The following is a 14,894-nucleotide window of genomic DNA, read 5'->3' as shown; positions in this document are numbered from 1 at the left end:
TACCAAAGAAAAAAGGCTGGAGACAATTGGGGATAAATTGTCTCTAGCCTTCACTGGTTATCATTTTCTAGTTTTCCTTATATAAATCGTTCCACTCGTTACTAAGAAAGCTCCTCCTAAAACAATCCAGAAAGTACTAGGTACTTCTGCACCTGCTTTTGGTAATACTTTTTTGGGAAGCTGTTCTTGTTTCCCAATCATATTTTTATCAGAAAAAGCATGTGTACTTCCTGTTGATTTGGTTCCCTGATTTGCTGATGAATTCAGCGAATTAGCTAAGGATGACTCACTAGTAGTTTTTCCAGCTTTGTCTGGGTTTTGGTTTTGATCTTTTCCTTCGATTGGTCCTTCACTTGTTTTTGTTTCTTTGTCTTTATCTGGTTCGCCACTTGCATCCGGCTCTTTGTCTTTGTCTGGTTCGCCACTTGCATCCGGCTCTTTGTCTTTGTCTGGTTCGCCACTTGCATCTGGGTCTTTGTCTTTGTCTGGTTCGCCACTTGCATCTGGGTCTTTGTCTTTGTCTGGTTCGCCACTTGCATCTGGTTCTTTGTCTTTTTCTGGTTCTTCTACATGTGGTTGATTTATCTTGTGGTTATTTTCAAATAAAGCACCTAATTGTAGCAATGTTCGGTCTTCATTTAATGCACTATTAAATTGAATCCCCAAAGGCAGTCCTTCTTTTGAAACGTAAGTTGGTACACTTAATGCTGGATGTCCAAATAAATTTGCTTGTTGTGTAAACGGTGTATATGTGAACGCCGTCAACCATTGGTCATAAATCAATTGTTTTTGTTCTGCTGGTGACAATTGATCAATTTTTTCCATCTGTGCTGCATGTTCTGGTTTTAGTAACGGATTATCAATACTAGGTGCCGTGGCAGCTGTCGTTGGTGTTAATAAGATAGGATACTGTTGATAAAATTCGTCCATCGCTTGTGCTTGTAAAGCAATATCTGTCCAAGCCGCAGTTGTCTCTTCACTCGTTATATTTTTTCCTGTTTGAAAAAGCGCCCATGTTAACAGTTCTACATCATTTCGTTCAAGCGGTCTTTTCAATTTCTGCCGCGCCATAAAATCGGCAATTCCTGCTGAGCCAGCAGCTACAGTATAATAATTTTTCATTAAACGTTCCCCATCAACAGGGTGCTTCACTTCAACCAATGTGTACCCTTGGTCTTTTAAAAAAGCAACAGCTTCAGCGACCGCCTCTTTTGCTTCGGCACTTACAGGCGTTCCGGCAGGGGATTCTGTTGTATAAGCAATGGGTTGCGCTTGACTTAAATGTCCCGCAGGAAGATCTTTTTTGGTTAATAAGGTTTCAAATAATGCATTTGTATCCGCCACGGTTCGACTTAAACCAAAGTGAACAGTTTGACCTTTTGCACTATTAGAATTGCCAATGATTACTCCTCTAGAAGGTTTCAAGCCTACGGTGCCTGTCCAAGAAGCAGGGATGCGGATAGAGCCACCAGCATCACTTCCAGAAGCAATGGGAACAAATGCCGCGGCGACACTAGCACCCGTTCCGCCTGAAGAACCACCTGAATAATGGTTAGGATTCCATGGATTGACGGAAACGCCATATAACTTTGAATCTGAAATATTCTTCCAACCTAATTCTGGATAATTCGTTTGACCAATGATTATGAATCCGGCATTTTGTAGTGCTTTGACAAAGGTCGATGTCCCACCAGCTACTTGATCTCGGAGAAAACCAAAACCGTTCGTGTTGCTTTCACCTTTCAAGGATTGTCCTAACCCTTTTAGTAAGAGCGGCACACCTAGAAATGGTTGACCTGTATCTTGTAAAGCTTTTGCTTCTGTCAAAGCCGCTTCTTCTCGTAAAGTAATGACCGCATTTAATGTAGGATTTTCACGTTTAGTGATGGCCAACGCAATTTTTACTAATTCTTCGCTCGTCACCTTTTTTTCTCTTACTAAAGTTGCTAACTCCAGTGCAGTTGCTTGTTTATAATCTGCTTCTGAAAAAACACTCTCTGCAGAAACAGCTTTTCCATCTGTATCACTATTTTGTATCTCATTTGTGGTTTCAGTGGTTACTGCAACCACATTTCGGCTACTGCTTTCGGCGATTGCCGAAGAGGATTCTTTTTCCTGCATCACCGTTTGGCTAGTAGTTTCAGATTCCAAGTTAGCTACAGTCTGACTGGTTTCTGTTGTTACTGATTCCGTCTCTGTTTGAACGGTTGTTTCTAGTATACTTTCTTGTGCCAACATTGGTACCCCTACCAGTGTTTGGCTAATTAATAAAATAATCCCTAACTTTTTGAACAAAATCGACTTCTTCATAAGTCACATCCTTTATCTATTAATACAGTTAAAAAATCTGTATTACTTATAGCATAAATGAAAGCGATTAAAAAGTAAAGTTCTCTTGAAAATTCCCATGTTCAACTTTTAGGCTAGGTTCTTTTTATATGCTAAAATAGAATAGAAACGGAGGTTTTTTAATGGAATGGATTGAAATTAAGCACGCAACACAAAATAATTTGAAGAATATCTCTGTCAATATCCCTAAAAAGCAACTAACTGTTGTTACTGGACTTTCGGGTTCAGGAAAGTCCTCCTTAGTATTTGACACATTAGCCGCTGAATCACGTCGTGAACTAAATGATACATTTAGTTCGTTTGTTCAAAATTACTTACCCAAATATGGTCGTCCAGAAGTTGAAAAAATCGAGAATCTTCCTGTTGCAATTGTCATTGACCAGAAAAAAGTAGCAGGTAATTCTCGTTCGACAGTGGGAACGTACACAGATATTTATACGTTTTTACGTTTGCTGTTTTCACGAGCAGGTTCTCCATTTGTTGGTTATTCAGATACTTTTTCGTTTAATCATCCGGATGGAAAATGTCCAACATGCGATGGCTTAGGAAAGATTACCGAAATCAATCTTCATCAGCTAGTTGATTATGACAAATCATTAAACGAAGGGCCTATCGATTTCCCCACATTTACAGTTGGCAACTGGCGGTGGAAGCGTTATGCCCATAGTGGTCTATTTGATTTGGATAAAAAAATCAAGGACTATTCTCCTGAAGAGTTAGCATTATTTTTATATGCTCCACAACAAAAACTAGCTAATCCACCCAAAGAGTGGCCTCATACAGCTTTGTATGAAGGAATCGTCCCGCGTATGCAACGTAGCATATTGCATACAGACGAAGGCAAACGTCATCAAAAATACCTTAATCACTTTGTTACCGTAAAAAGATGTCCTGATTGTTTAGGAAGTAGAGTCAATGAACGTGTTCGTAGCTGCAAAATTAATCAGAAAAGTATTGCTGATGCTGTTGACATGCCACTCACTGAATTACATTCTTTTATTCGTTCAATGGACCTATCCTTAATAAAAACTATTCAAGAAGAGCTACTTGTACGTCTAGAAGCATTAATTAATATCGGTCTCTCCTACCTCACATTAGGACGAGCAACTGAAACACTTTCTGGTGGTGAAGCACAGCGGATTAAAATTGCTAAGTATGTAAACAGCGCCTTAAATGATATTATGTATATTTTAGATGAACCGAGTGCTGGCTTACATCCAAAGGACATCGAACGGATCAGTCGTGCGTTGCTCAATTTAAAAAATAAAGGAAACACCGTGGTTCTCGTGGAACATAATCCACAATTAATTAGAGAAGCTGATTTTATCATCGATATAGGACCTTTCGCAGGCGAAAATGGTGGCCATGTCCAGTTTTCAGGAACGTATGACGCATTTTTAGCCTCCAAAACCTTGACTAGTCAAGCGCTTCAAGAGCCGCTCCCTTTAAACGACCAACCAAGAAAAGCAAGGAAGTCTTTAACAATCGAACATGCGACACTGCATAATTTAAACAATCTATCTGTCGAAGTTCCGTTAGGAGTTTTGACTGTTATTTGTGGGGTCGCTGGTTCAGGTAAATCATCATTAGCGGAAGAAATTTATCAAAAAGCCCAAGCTGATAACCAAGAAATTATTCATCTTTCACAAAAAAGCATTACCGCAAATTTACGATCCACACCAATGACCTATCTCAATATTTTTGATAAGGTCCGCAAACTGTTTGCGGAAGAAAATCATGTTAGTCCAGCTTTATTTAGCTATAATTCCAAAGGCGCCTGTCCTACTTGCAAGGGGAAAGGCATAATTGTCTCCGATATGTCTTTTATGGAGGATGTTACTAGTATTTGCGAAACCTGTCACGGAACGCGTTACAAAGAAGAGGTGCTTCATTATCTGTATAACGGAAAAAATATCGTTGAAGTACTAGCTTTAAGCGTTAAAGATGGCTATGATTTTTTCAAAGACCAGCCTTTTGCTCTTTCATTAAAAAATTTACTGGAAGTTGGCTTAAGCTACCTTAAACTCAATCAATCGCTCTCAACATTATCTGGTGGCGAATTGCAAAGGGTAAAATTAGCAGACACACTTCACCAAAAAAAAGCTATCTATTTAATGGATGAACCTACAGATGGTTTACACTTAATTGATATCCAACAAAGTCTTCAACTTTTCAATCGAATGGTAGAAGAAGGAAACAGCTTAATTTTATTAGAACATCACATTGACGTGATTAAAAGTGCCGACTGGTTGATTGAACTAGGTCCCGAAGGTGGAGAAAATGGCGGACAGCTTCTTTTTACAGGAACGCCAGCAAATATGCTAAATTCCACTCACTCTATTACTAAAGGCTATCTGTAAAATAAAAAGTACAAACGGTGCAAGCAACAAGCACCGTTTGTACTTTTTCTATTTCAACCCCACTTCCATCTTCACAGGTTGGTGATCTGTATATTTAAATTGTTCGTCCTTTGTTTTCACGCTATGAACAGCCACATTATCAGAAACAATAAAACCATCAATTACATACACTTGGGATGTTTCATAAGAGCCAGTGTAAGGCTTATTAAGCACCCTCACAGTCGGTTGTTGATCATCATAAGCAAGTGAAAAATGTTTAGGTAAGTCTGCAGGATCAATTTCTCCTGGTGCCCAACCAGCTTCCCCTAGGTCAGGATATCGATGACTGCCTTTGAAAACTTGATTAAAGTCACCTCCAGCAATTACATAGTTTCCTTTAGCGTATTCTTGGGATAATACGTCAGCTAACTTTTTGCTTTGAGCAATCTTCCCTTCCCCATTGTCATAGGCTTCCAAATGTAAGTTAAAAACCACTAATTCTTTGTCTGTGCCTTTAATTGGAAAGCGCGTTTCTAGAAGCGCTCGTTTTAAGTTACTAATGCTAACGGGCCAACGAAAGGGATTGGGTAAAGCAATGCGTTTAGCCTCTGTTATTTTTTCATTTGATAATGTTAATAAACCACTTTCTACTCGTCCAATCGGCGGCCAAGGAATGGGCACATAATCTACCTTAAAATTATAAGCAAATGCGCTGTTCAGCTGTAGCTGTTTTTGTAATTCTTCCTCTTGATTGACTTCATAAGAACGTTGCGAGCGACGATCGACTTCTTGGAATAAGTAAATCATCGCTGGTAATTCTTTTAAAGTTCCTTCAATGCCTGTTAAATTCTGTTGGACCATTGCCTTATTAACTGGTTGGACAGTTTTGCCACCGTCCATAAAAAAATCTTCTGTTTGTCCTAGGCCAGCATAGCCTATGTTATACGTGACTAAAGAAATGGATTGCTGTTTTTCGATGGTTTGTTCTGAAAATTGTTTATTCATAGCAACTGGTTCAACCGCTCGTGGTCGAAACTCTCGGAAGGTTAAATATCCTATCAAAATTAAAGCTATGCTTAGAAGAAGGACCATCAAGCTACCGAGATATTTAAAAAACTTTTTCATTGATTCCGATGTTCCTTTCACATTATGTCAAACCAAAAGTAGCAATTATCTTCGTTGCTACTTCTTCTGGTGTCATGTTTGAATTATTTATTTTCGTTATTTTTACATTTGGAAATGTACTTTCTAGTTCACCTTCGTGGCTTACTAATCGATGTTCTTTAAAGGTATTGAGTAATTCTTTTCGAGAAAAGTCGACATCGCGTTTTGAAGGTTTTGCCTCTAGCCGCTCTGGATGAACATTTCGTTCTAGGCGGATTGATGTTGAAGAGACGAGTTCGACGAAATAAACGGCCTCATGTTTATTAAGAAAAATTTCTGATATTTCTTCTAAAAATTGAAAATCCTGTTCTTGATCAAAAGCAATCACCACTGTAAAAATAATGTTTTTTGTTGTATTTGTGGCTGGATTTTTGACAAAGGCATGAAAAAGTTCCTTTCTAACGGAATCAGACAATTGAAACGCACGTTCCGTGTACCCAAGATAGTTTGCAAATAAGTCAATGGTTTGATGATTAAATAGTAATTTAGCATCTAACTGCTTTTCTAAAGCCTTGCCAACGGTCATTTTCCCGACAGCTTGGGCACCAATTAAAACGATTAAAGACATCAACTTCCCCTCCTCTAGCCTAATTTTTAGGTGGCTATCTTCTACTATATCACACTATATTACAACACCTTACAAAACTGTTCGGAAAATTTTCTGTTTTTTATTACAAAAAAAAGACAAAAGACTCTATAATGAGAGAGGACTCGATTGATTATAGATGAGATAGGTGACGGAGAATGGCAATAGAAAAATATTTTCAAACAATAGATGGCAGTCAAATTTTTTATCAAATTTTTGGCAAAGAAACAAATTACCCCCTTGTGTTACTTCATGGTAATGGCAATGATCATACTTTTTTTAATTATCAAATTTCTTATTTCTCCAAGGAGTATCAAGTTATTGCGGTGGATACCCGCGGACATGGACGTTCCACCAATACACAAAGTCAATTAACTTTTCCGCTTTTGGCAGAAGATTTAGCTGGTATTATTCAACAAGAACACTTAACAAAAATTAATTTATTGGGCTTTAGTGACGGAGCAAATATTGCCATGGTTTTTACCCATTTATATCCTGATTTCGTCAACAAACTCGTCTTAAATTCTGGAAATGTCACCATGTCTGGTCTGAAAAAATATGTAACGATTGCCACTTATTTTCAATATTGGTTTTGTCGTATTGGCGCCTTTTTTTCAAAAAAATTGCGCGCACGGCTCCCTATCGTGGCTCTGTTATTTGAAGATACTGGACTGACAAAACAAGATTTAGAACACATCCCCTGTCCTACTCTTGTTATTACTGGCAGCCGAGATTTAATTGCGCTTTCCCATTCACGGGCGATTGCTGATGCCATTCCTGCTGGCAAATTGGTCTTGGTAAATAAACAGGGTCATTTATTTGCCAAAAACTCACCAGATATTTTTAATAAAACAATCGAAAAATTCTTAAAGGAAATGAAGGTGTCTAAATGAAACAAATTATTCATTGGATCAAAACGCATACAGGATTACTAAAAACACTGTTTGTTATTGCGGTCTCAATTATTGTTGTTGCCCAACTTTTATCAATTGGTAAAACGATCTCATTTGAACAGTTAAAACAGATTTTTGATGAGATTCCGCTATGGAAATTGTTATTGATGATGGTTATCGGTTTAGTTTCCGTTACTCCGATGCTAAATTATGACTTAACATTAAATCGCATTTTAAACTTGAAAGTCTCAAAACGGGAACTCCTTGAATCTAGCTGGATTGTCAATACCATCAATAATATTGGTGGATTCGGTGGTTTGGTCAGCATGGGACTTCGTTCTGAATTTTATGGAAATAAAACAGAGGAAAAGAAAATTTTACCTGCGTTAACCCATATTTTACTTTTTGTGTTATCCGGTCTATCTATTTATAGTATTCTTTGCTTTTTCCTTGTTCAGTTTGATCCAAAGATGGCTTATTTACAGCAATATTGGATTTGGTTATTAGGTGGCGGTCTTTATTTCCCATTACTTTATCTTATTTTACATTTCCAAAAAAATAGTTCCTTTGGTAACCTCGATGCAAAAAATCGCTTATCTTTAGTTGTTTCTTCGTTTTTAGAATGGACAGGTGTTTTAATTACCTTTATTAGTATTGGTTACTTATTGGACGTGCCGATTCCTTTAATTGATATTGTTCCTTTATATGTAGCAGCTTCGATTATTGGGATTGCTTCGATGATTCCAGGGGCTTTAGGTAGTTTTGATGTCATGATGATTTTAGGACTAAGCAACTTAGGTGTCGATCGTGAAATTATTGTTTTGTGGTTATTGCTCTATCGTTTATTCTATTATATTATCCCTTTCTTAATTGGCTGTTTGTTCTTTACAAAACACTTAAGCCAAAAGTTGGATACTCACTATCGTCAATTGCTGAAACAAATTACTTTGGAAATTGCCCACAAGCTGGAAGTGGTTTTACTTTATTTTTCAGGAATCATGATGGTGCTCCTAGCCACTATTCCAGAAGCCTTCACTCAAGTGCATTGGTTAAGAGATATTAACCCCTTCCGTTCTCATATTATTATTCAAATTCCGAGTATTGTTTTAGGCTTTGCATTATTAATTATGGGACGTGGGATTGCTGATCGTGTTAAAAGAGCCTATTATCCAACGATTATTTTATTAATTGGTGCTATCTTGTATTCATTTGTTGTTGACTTTAGTATGTTTTCCATTTTCTATTTAGCTATTTTATTATTTATCGTTATTTTTTCAAAATCAGAATTGTACCGTGAACAACTGGTTTACTCTTGGGAGTGGATGACGATAGATGGGTTTATCTTTGGCTTGTTGACTTTGTTATACCTGGTAATTGGTGTTTATAATTTACCGAACTTCCCACACCATCGTCATCATTTTGTGGAATTTTTCTTGTTCCCTTCCGAACGGATCTGGTTGTCAGGATTTATCGCTATCCTCTTAGTTATGAGTTTTAACTTTCTATTTGTTCGCTACCTCCAAGGGAAAAAACACCAAGTTGGTGAGTTTCCAGAAGATAGTATCTTGCATAATATCTTAACAACTTATGGCGGGAATATTGACAGTGAACTTGTCTTTCTTCATGATAAACAGGTTTTCTTATATCCCAAAGAAGAACCGACTGTCTTTTTACAATTCAACACCATTAATAATAAATGCGTTGTGATGGGCAACCCTTCTGGGAACAAAGAAGATTTTCCTGCGGCGATTGATGCATTCCTTAAAGAAACAGATCGTTTCGGCTATGTACCCGTCTTTTACGAAACCAATGAGGACAGCGTGATGTTACTACACGAATATGGCTACGAATTTATCAAAATGGGCGAAGAAGCCTTAGTTAATCTAGAAACATTTACGATGTCTGGGAAAAAATTCAAAGGTACCCGCGCAGTGTTTAATAAAATTACCAAAGCCGGCTATTCATTTGACGTACTCCAACCTCCTTTTAGTGCCGAACAAATGCACGAATTAAAAGCTATTTCGGATAGTTGGTTAGACAATCGAAAAGAAAAAGGCTTTTCACTAGGATTTTTCGATGAAGCGTATCTTCAAAGAAACCCAATTGCTGTTGTCCGAAATGCCGAAGGAGAAATGGTCTCTTTCGCTAATATCATTCCTAGTTACACAAATGAAGTTGGTACCATCGACTTGATGCGTCACCATAAAGAAAAAGCCCCTTCTGGAAGTATGGATTTCTTATTTATTCATTTATTTGAATATATGAAAACAGAAAATATTCATTATTTCAATTTAGGGATGGCTCCGTTAGCCAACGTTGGTCAATCAAGAAAAAGTTTTATTCAAGAACGGATTGCTGCGTTAATTTATGAATTTGGTTCAGAAATCTACTCCTTCCAAGGATTACGCGAATACAAGGAAAAATTTGCTAGCAAATGGCAACCCCGCTATACACTTTATTCTAAAAGTAGCTGGATTGTCTACGTGATGATCGCTTTACTCATTGTCGATCAAAAAAATATTGACTAACAAAAAGAAGCCCAATTAAGTATAAAAAGCTTGGCAACTTCACTGAAATTTAGTGAGGTTGCCAAGCTTTTTAATTTCTTTCATCTAGTTTTTCTTTAATTAAAAAGGCTGTTTCTTCGACAGATTTTGCGGTTACATCAATCACTGGGATACCATACTTCGCAAAAATTTCTTCGGCATAAGCTAATTCTTGTTCAATCCGTTCAACATTGGTATAACTGGTCTCATTACCTAAACCTAAGGAAGCCAACCGACTGCTACGAATCTGTCCTAATGTTTCTGGCGAACAAACTAAACCAATCATTTTTTGTGGATCCATTTCTTCCAAAATTGGCGGCAATGGAACTTCTGGAATTAATGGTAAGTTAGAAACGCGGTAGCCTTGATTTGCTAAATACATACTGACTGGCGTTTTTGAGGTCCGCGAAACGCCTAACAACAATATATCAGAATCAAGAAACCCTTGAGGATTTTTGCCATCATCATATTTTACAGCAAATTCAATCGCTGAGATTTTATCAAAGTAAGCACGATCTAGTTGATGGCGTCGTCCAGGCTCTTCAATAGGATCTACTCCGGCTTTCGCTTGAATTAATTCAAAAAATGGCGCCATTAAATCTAAATATAACAACCCTGTTCGTTCACTAAATTCTTTCGCCGCTGTGATTAGTTGTTTACTGACTAATGTACTGACAACTAAGGCTTTATCTTTTAAGGCATCTTTTAAAATCTCCAATAATTCTTCTTCTGTTGTGACAAAAGAAAAATTGTATCGATTAAGAAAAGAAATATCTGGATATTGTGCGCTTGCTGCAGCTAACAATTTTTGTGATGTTTCTCCAAGTGAATCGGAAATAGTATAAACAATGATCTCTTTTTTCATAATTAAGCTCCCTTATCTATTTTTTGCGGCTTCTTTCGCTTGTTGCGTAATATAGGTTAAAATTTTCGTTTTCGTAATTTTTCCAATAACTTTTTTAGGATTTTCTTTTTCAACGACTGGCAAAGAATCCACTTCGTATTTTTGCAAAGTGTCAGCAGCTTCAAGAATAGTAAATTCTGGTGTGCAGGTTTTCACATGTGGCACTCTTGTCATACAAACAGCAACAGGTGTGCCATCAATATTTGTATTTAAAGAGGCCCGTAATAAATCTTTTCGTGACAAAACCCCTAATAATTCTTTTGCTTCATCCATGACATAAAGAGAACCGACATCATACATAAATAAGTTGGTAATCGCATCTCGAATTGAGGTGTCTTGGGCAACCATCAATGGTGGACTCATGATCTCCTGAACTTTTGTTTGAAAAACATCAAAAAAGAAAAAAGCCTCCATATTATCACTTTCGTAAGTATACCCAACTTTCGGACTTGCTTTTAAAATTCCTGAAAGTGTTAAAAAAGACAAATCAGAACGCAATGTCGCACGTGAAACGGCTAGTATGTCCGAAATGCGTTCACCACTAACTGGCTGATGCTCTTTTACAACAGCGATAATTTGCTCTTGTCGTTTACTTAATTTCATCATTTCCTCCTCAATTCCTCTTAAACAAATTGTGCATTCGCTTACAATTATACACATATTTATTGTTTTTTCAACATATTGACAAGAAACTTTTTCTATTGACAAACTTATTTCCGTCAATTATGATGTTTATTGAACATATAAGACACATATTAAACGGAGGTCACGCATGAAAAAGTTTATTTATTCTTTTAACGAAACACACAATGAAGGTAAAGAGACTCTTGGTGGTAAAGGGGCGAACTTGGCAGAAATGACACGCTTAGGTTTGCCGATTCCACAAGGATTCACGATTACAACCCGTTGCTGTATGGACTATTTGGCAGATGCTACTTTCTTTGAAGAACACTTACAATCAGAAATTTTGAAAGCGGTTAAAAATCTAGAAACTGAAACAGGCAAATCTTTTACCGCGGACAATGAGATTCTCTTAGTTTCCGTTCGCAGCGGTGCTGCCTTCTCGATGCCTGGTATGATGGATACTATTTTAAATTTAGGTTTAAATGATCAACGTGTGAAAAAATTTGCGACCTTAACCTCTCCTGGTTTTGCTTTTGACTGTTATCGCCGACTTATTCAAATGTTTGGAGACGTCGTCTATCACATTCCCAAAGAATTATTTGACCAACAAAAAGAGCGCTTGGAACAAGAGCTAAACAAAAAAATTACCGCTTTTCAAGAAGCAGATCATTTCGCCTTGATTGTCCGCTACCAAGAAGTTTTTGAACAACATCAGGTGGTCTTCCCGCAAGACCCTGTCGCACAACTTTTTGAAGCAATCAAAGCTGTTTTTGATTCATGGAATAATCAACGTGCGGTGGTTTATCGAAACTTACATCATATTGCACATGATTTAGGTACAGCTGTCAACATTCAAGAAATGGTTTTCGGCAATCGTGGACTAGACAGTGGCACTGGCGTTGTTTTCACTAGAAATCCGGTCACAGGGGAAAATCAATTGTTTGGAGAGTTTCTTTTGAACGCGCAAGGAGAAGATGTAGTGGCTGGTATTCAGACGCCAGAACCCATTCGTCGTTTACGTTTGACTATGCCAAAAGTTTATCAAGATTTTCGCCATTACGCAGAACTTTTAGAATATCATTATCGTGACATGCAAGATATTGAATTTACCATTGAAAATGAAAAATTATATATTTTACAAACAAGAAACGGGAAACGAACCGCCGCAGCTACGGTTAAAATTGCTTTAGACTTAGCCAAAGAAAATCGTATTACTAAACAAGAAGCAATGTTGCGTGTGACACCTGATACGATTGATCAATTAATTCATCCCGTGTTTGATCAAGAGAAACGACAACACATGGAACGTTTAGCTATGGGACTTCCTGCTAGTCCTGGTGCAGCAAGTGGCCAAATTGTTTTTACAGCAGAAAAAGCCAAAGAACTGACCAATCTAGGAAAGAAAGTCATTCTTGTTCGTCAAGAAACTTCACCAGAAGATATTGAAGGCATGGTTGTAAGCGAAGCAATTGTGACCAGTCGTGGCGGAATGACTTCTCATGCCGCTGTGGTCGCACGAGGAATGGGAACTTGCTGTGTGACTGGTTGTGAAAGTTTAACCGTCAATGAAGAAACCAAACAACTACACTGCGGGCCACAGGTCATCTTAGAAGGAACAATCATTTCCGTCGATGGCTCAACGGGGGAAATTTATCTTGGCGAAATTCCTACAATTTCTGCTGATAATAACGATGACCTTCAAGAGCTCTTGTCTTGGGCAGATGCGTATGCTGATTTAACTGTTCGTGCCAATGCAGAAACTACACAAGATTTAGAGACTGCTATCCGTTTTGGCGCAGCGGGGATTGGTTTAGCGCGAACAGAGCATATGTTTTTCGGTGAAGAGCGTGTCTTGGAAATGCGTCGCCTGATTTTAGCCGAGTCTGAAAAGGAAGCAACCTATGCGTTGGAGCAACTTCTTCATTTTCAACAGGAAGACTTTTATCAAATGCTGAAAGTAGTTCAAGACAAGCCCATGGTGGTCCGCTTGTTAGATCCGCCGATGCATGAGTTTTTACCTCATGAAAAGAATGATATTCAATTATTGGCGAAGCAACTACAACGGTTCCCGGTGACCATCGCCAAACAAATTGAACGGTTACAAGAAACCAATCCAATGTTGGGCCATCGTGGTTGTCGCTTAGGTGTGACCCAACCACAAATATACAAAATGCAAGTTACAGCCTTATTTACTAGTGCCATTCGATTAGTCAAAGAAGGAATTACTGTTTATCCAGAAGTGATGATTCCTCTAATCGCCGAAAAAGAAGAACTTCTCTATCTCAAACGCATTTTAAAAGAAACGATTGACGGTCTCTTTGAAGAACATAAAATGACTCCTTTCCCTTACGAAATCGGGACAATGATTGAACTACCTAGAGCTTGTCTGATTGCGGATCAGTTAGCAGAAGAAGCAGACTTTTTCAGCTTTGGAACAAATGATTTAACACAAATGACCTATGGTTTTTCTCGTGATGATATCGGTAAATTCATTAATACGTATCGGGAAAAGAAAATCATTACCCAAGATCCGTTTCAATCATTAGATCAAACAGGTGTTGGTCAACTGATTCAATTAGCTGTAGAGAAAGCGCGTCGCACTAAACCAAACATGAGTATTGGCGTATGTGGAGAAGTCGGAGGTGATCCGCAATCCATCACGTTTTTCCAAACACTTGGCCTAAACTACATCTCTTGCTCACCTTATCGGGTACCTATTGCGAAACTCGCAGCTGCCCAAGCCAAAATTTTAACCGAACCGGCTGTGACTGAAGAACAAATGGTCCTTCTTTAATTTAACGTGTGTAACAAATGATTCATCCTTACAAGATAAAAAGTGCTAGGAACATCAGTCGAAACGCTTGATGTTCCTAGCACTAAATTTTAAGATCAATGATTGTACTCTGGTTATTTTCTTATAAACGCGGCATCTTTTGTCAAGGGGTCTGTTACATCTGATACATATCTTTCTACTTTCATATGCAAATCATATTTTTCTCTACGTTCCGTAATACGGGTCATCATTGGAGAAGCGTGGTGTTTGTCTAATGCTTCCTGATCTGTCCAACTATCAATCAGCAGAACTGTTTCTTCATCGTCCATTGGAAAAAAGTATTCATAGCGACTATTCCCTTTTTCTGCACGAATCACCTCTACAATTCCGCTGGCAATCATTTCTTTGGCAAATTCTCTTGCACCTCCATTTGTCCCACTATAATAAATATTTATAGTAATCGCCATCTGTCTTCCCCCCTAAATTTACTTGCCTTTTTACGTTCCCGACTGGAATTGAACCAGCGACCTACCGCTTAGGAGGCGGTTGCTCTATCCTACTGAGCTACGAGAACAAAGTACGTTGTTTTATTAACAACACATAGTCTCATTTTACTTGATACAATAGGATTTTGCAACCTAGCTTATTCCATTAAATACACATAGTTTTTACTAGAAGCACAGACCTTTGCACAGACAAAATCACCACGCCAATAG

Annotated in this window: 10 protein-coding genes and 1 tRNA gene; 4 read left to right on the top strand and 7 right to left on the bottom strand. The window is 37.9% G+C overall.

Annotated elements, in window-relative coordinates; translation table 11 throughout:
• Window positions 1-60 precede the first annotated feature (60 nt).
• Complete coding sequence (locus IGI63_RS13725; RefSeq protein WP_429975956.1) at window positions 61-2,310, bottom strand: amidase family protein; 2,250 nt, start codon at window positions 2,308-2,310, stop codon at window positions 61-63.
• A gap of 161 nt (window positions 2,311-2,471) precedes the next feature.
• Between IGI63_RS13725 and IGI63_RS13720 the strand changes: the two genes are divergently transcribed.
• Window positions 2,472-4,709 (top strand): ATP-binding cassette domain-containing protein, encoded by a 2,238-nt coding sequence (locus IGI63_RS13720; RefSeq protein WP_016617843.1) that lies wholly within the window; start codon window positions 2,472-2,474, stop codon window positions 4,707-4,709.
• Between the two features lie 48 nt (window positions 4,710-4,757).
• Here IGI63_RS13720 and IGI63_RS13715 read toward each other — a convergent pair whose 3' ends face one another.
• Window positions 4,758-5,813 carry an endonuclease gene (locus IGI63_RS13715; protein ID WP_429975955.1) on the bottom strand — a complete coding sequence of 352 codons (1,056 nt, stop codon included), beginning with the start codon at window positions 5,811-5,813 and terminating at the stop codon, window positions 4,758-4,760.
• Between the two features lie 22 nt (window positions 5,814-5,835).
• On the bottom strand, window positions 5,836-6,420 hold the full coding sequence (locus tag IGI63_RS13710) for a hypothetical protein (protein ID WP_429975954.1): 585 nt from the start codon (window positions 6,418-6,420) through the stop codon (window positions 5,836-5,838).
• A gap of 176 nt (window positions 6,421-6,596) precedes the next feature.
• Here IGI63_RS13710 and IGI63_RS13705 point away from each other — a divergent pair, with 176 nt between their 5' ends.
• A complete protein-coding gene (locus tag IGI63_RS13705) occupies window positions 6,597-7,331 on the top strand; it encodes an alpha/beta fold hydrolase (protein WP_002358908.1) in 735 nt (244 codons plus the stop codon).
• Complete coding sequence (mprF, locus tag IGI63_RS13700; protein ID WP_002358907.1) at window positions 7,328-9,859, top strand: bifunctional lysylphosphatidylglycerol flippase/synthetase MprF; 2,532 nt, start codon at window positions 7,328-7,330, stop codon at window positions 9,857-9,859. Before IGI63_RS13705 ends, mprF begins: the two co-directional genes overlap by 4 nt.
• A gap of 70 nt (window positions 9,860-9,929) precedes the next feature.
• On the opposite strand, the gene IGI63_RS13695 is transcribed toward mprF, so the two are convergent.
• Window positions 9,930-10,742, bottom strand: coding sequence for a pyruvate, water dikinase regulatory protein (locus IGI63_RS13695; protein WP_002355927.1), 813 nt, complete (start codon window positions 10,740-10,742; stop codon window positions 9,930-9,932).
• Between the two features lie 12 nt (window positions 10,743-10,754).
• On the bottom strand, window positions 10,755-11,384 hold the full coding sequence (locus tag IGI63_RS13690) for a CBS domain-containing protein (RefSeq protein ID WP_429975997.1): 630 nt from the start codon (window positions 11,382-11,384) through the stop codon (window positions 10,755-10,757).
• A 169-nt stretch (window positions 11,385-11,553) separates the two neighbouring features.
• Here IGI63_RS13690 and ppdK point away from each other — a divergent pair, with 169 nt between their 5' ends.
• Window positions 11,554-14,199 carry a pyruvate, phosphate dikinase gene (gene ppdK / locus IGI63_RS13685; RefSeq protein WP_429975953.1) on the top strand — a complete coding sequence of 882 codons (2,646 nt, stop codon included), beginning with the start codon at window positions 11,554-11,556 and terminating at the stop codon, window positions 14,197-14,199.
• A gap of 113 nt (window positions 14,200-14,312) precedes the next feature.
• Here ppdK and IGI63_RS13680 read toward each other — a convergent pair whose 3' ends face one another.
• Together IGI63_RS13680 and IGI63_RS13675 are read right to left on the bottom strand one after the other, a co-directional pair.
• A complete protein-coding gene (locus tag IGI63_RS13680; protein ID WP_429975952.1) occupies window positions 14,313-14,645 on the bottom strand; it encodes a putative quinol monooxygenase in 333 nt (110 codons plus the stop codon).
• 33 nt (window positions 14,646-14,678) lie between these two features.
• A tRNA-Arg gene (locus tag IGI63_RS13675) sits at window positions 14,679-14,752 on the bottom strand.
• Window positions 14,753-14,894: the final 142 nt, after the last annotated feature.

Origin of the sequence: Enterococcus sp. DIV0086 (assembly GCF_050498705.1) — a bacterium.
Classification (GTDB): domain Bacteria; phylum Bacillota; class Bacilli; order Lactobacillales; family Enterococcaceae; genus Enterococcus; species Enterococcus faecalis.
This window is presented reverse-complemented; position numbering and strand designations above follow the sequence as displayed.

Bases quoted from the DNA above. Each gene is read 5' to 3' on its own strand.
- IGI63_RS13715 (WP_429975955.1), bottom strand. From the start codon at position 5,813: ATGAAAAAGTTTTTTAAATATCTCGGTAGCTTGATGGTCCTTCTTCTA.
- IGI63_RS13720 (WP_016617843.1), top strand. From the start codon at position 2,472: ATGGAATGGATTGAAATTAAGCACGCAACACAAAATAATTTGAAGAAT.
- IGI63_RS13680 (WP_429975952.1), bottom strand. From the start codon at position 14,645: ATGGCGATTACTATAAATATTTATTATAGTGGGACAAATGGAGGTGCA.
- mprF (WP_002358907.1), top strand. From the start codon at position 7,328: ATGAAACAAATTATTCATTGGATCAAAACGCATACAGGATTACTAAAA.
- IGI63_RS13725 (WP_429975956.1), bottom strand. From the start codon at position 2,310: ATGAAGAAGTCGATTTTGTTCAAAAAGTTAGGGATTATTTTATTAATT.
- IGI63_RS13710 (WP_429975954.1), bottom strand. From the start codon at position 6,420: ATGTCTTTAATCGTTTTAATTGGTGCCCAAGCTGTCGGGAAAATGACC.
- ppdK (WP_429975953.1), top strand. From the start codon at position 11,554: ATGAAAAAGTTTATTTATTCTTTTAACGAAACACACAATGAAGGTAAA.
- IGI63_RS13695 (WP_002355927.1), bottom strand. From the start codon at position 10,742: ATGAAAAAAGAGATCATTGTTTATACTATTTCCGATTCACTTGGAGAA.
- IGI63_RS13690 (WP_429975997.1), bottom strand. From the start codon at position 11,384: ATGAAATTAAGTAAACGACAAGAGCAAATTATCGCTGTTGTAAAAGAG.
- IGI63_RS13705 (WP_002358908.1), top strand. From the start codon at position 6,597: ATGGCAATAGAAAAATATTTTCAAACAATAGATGGCAGTCAAATTTTT.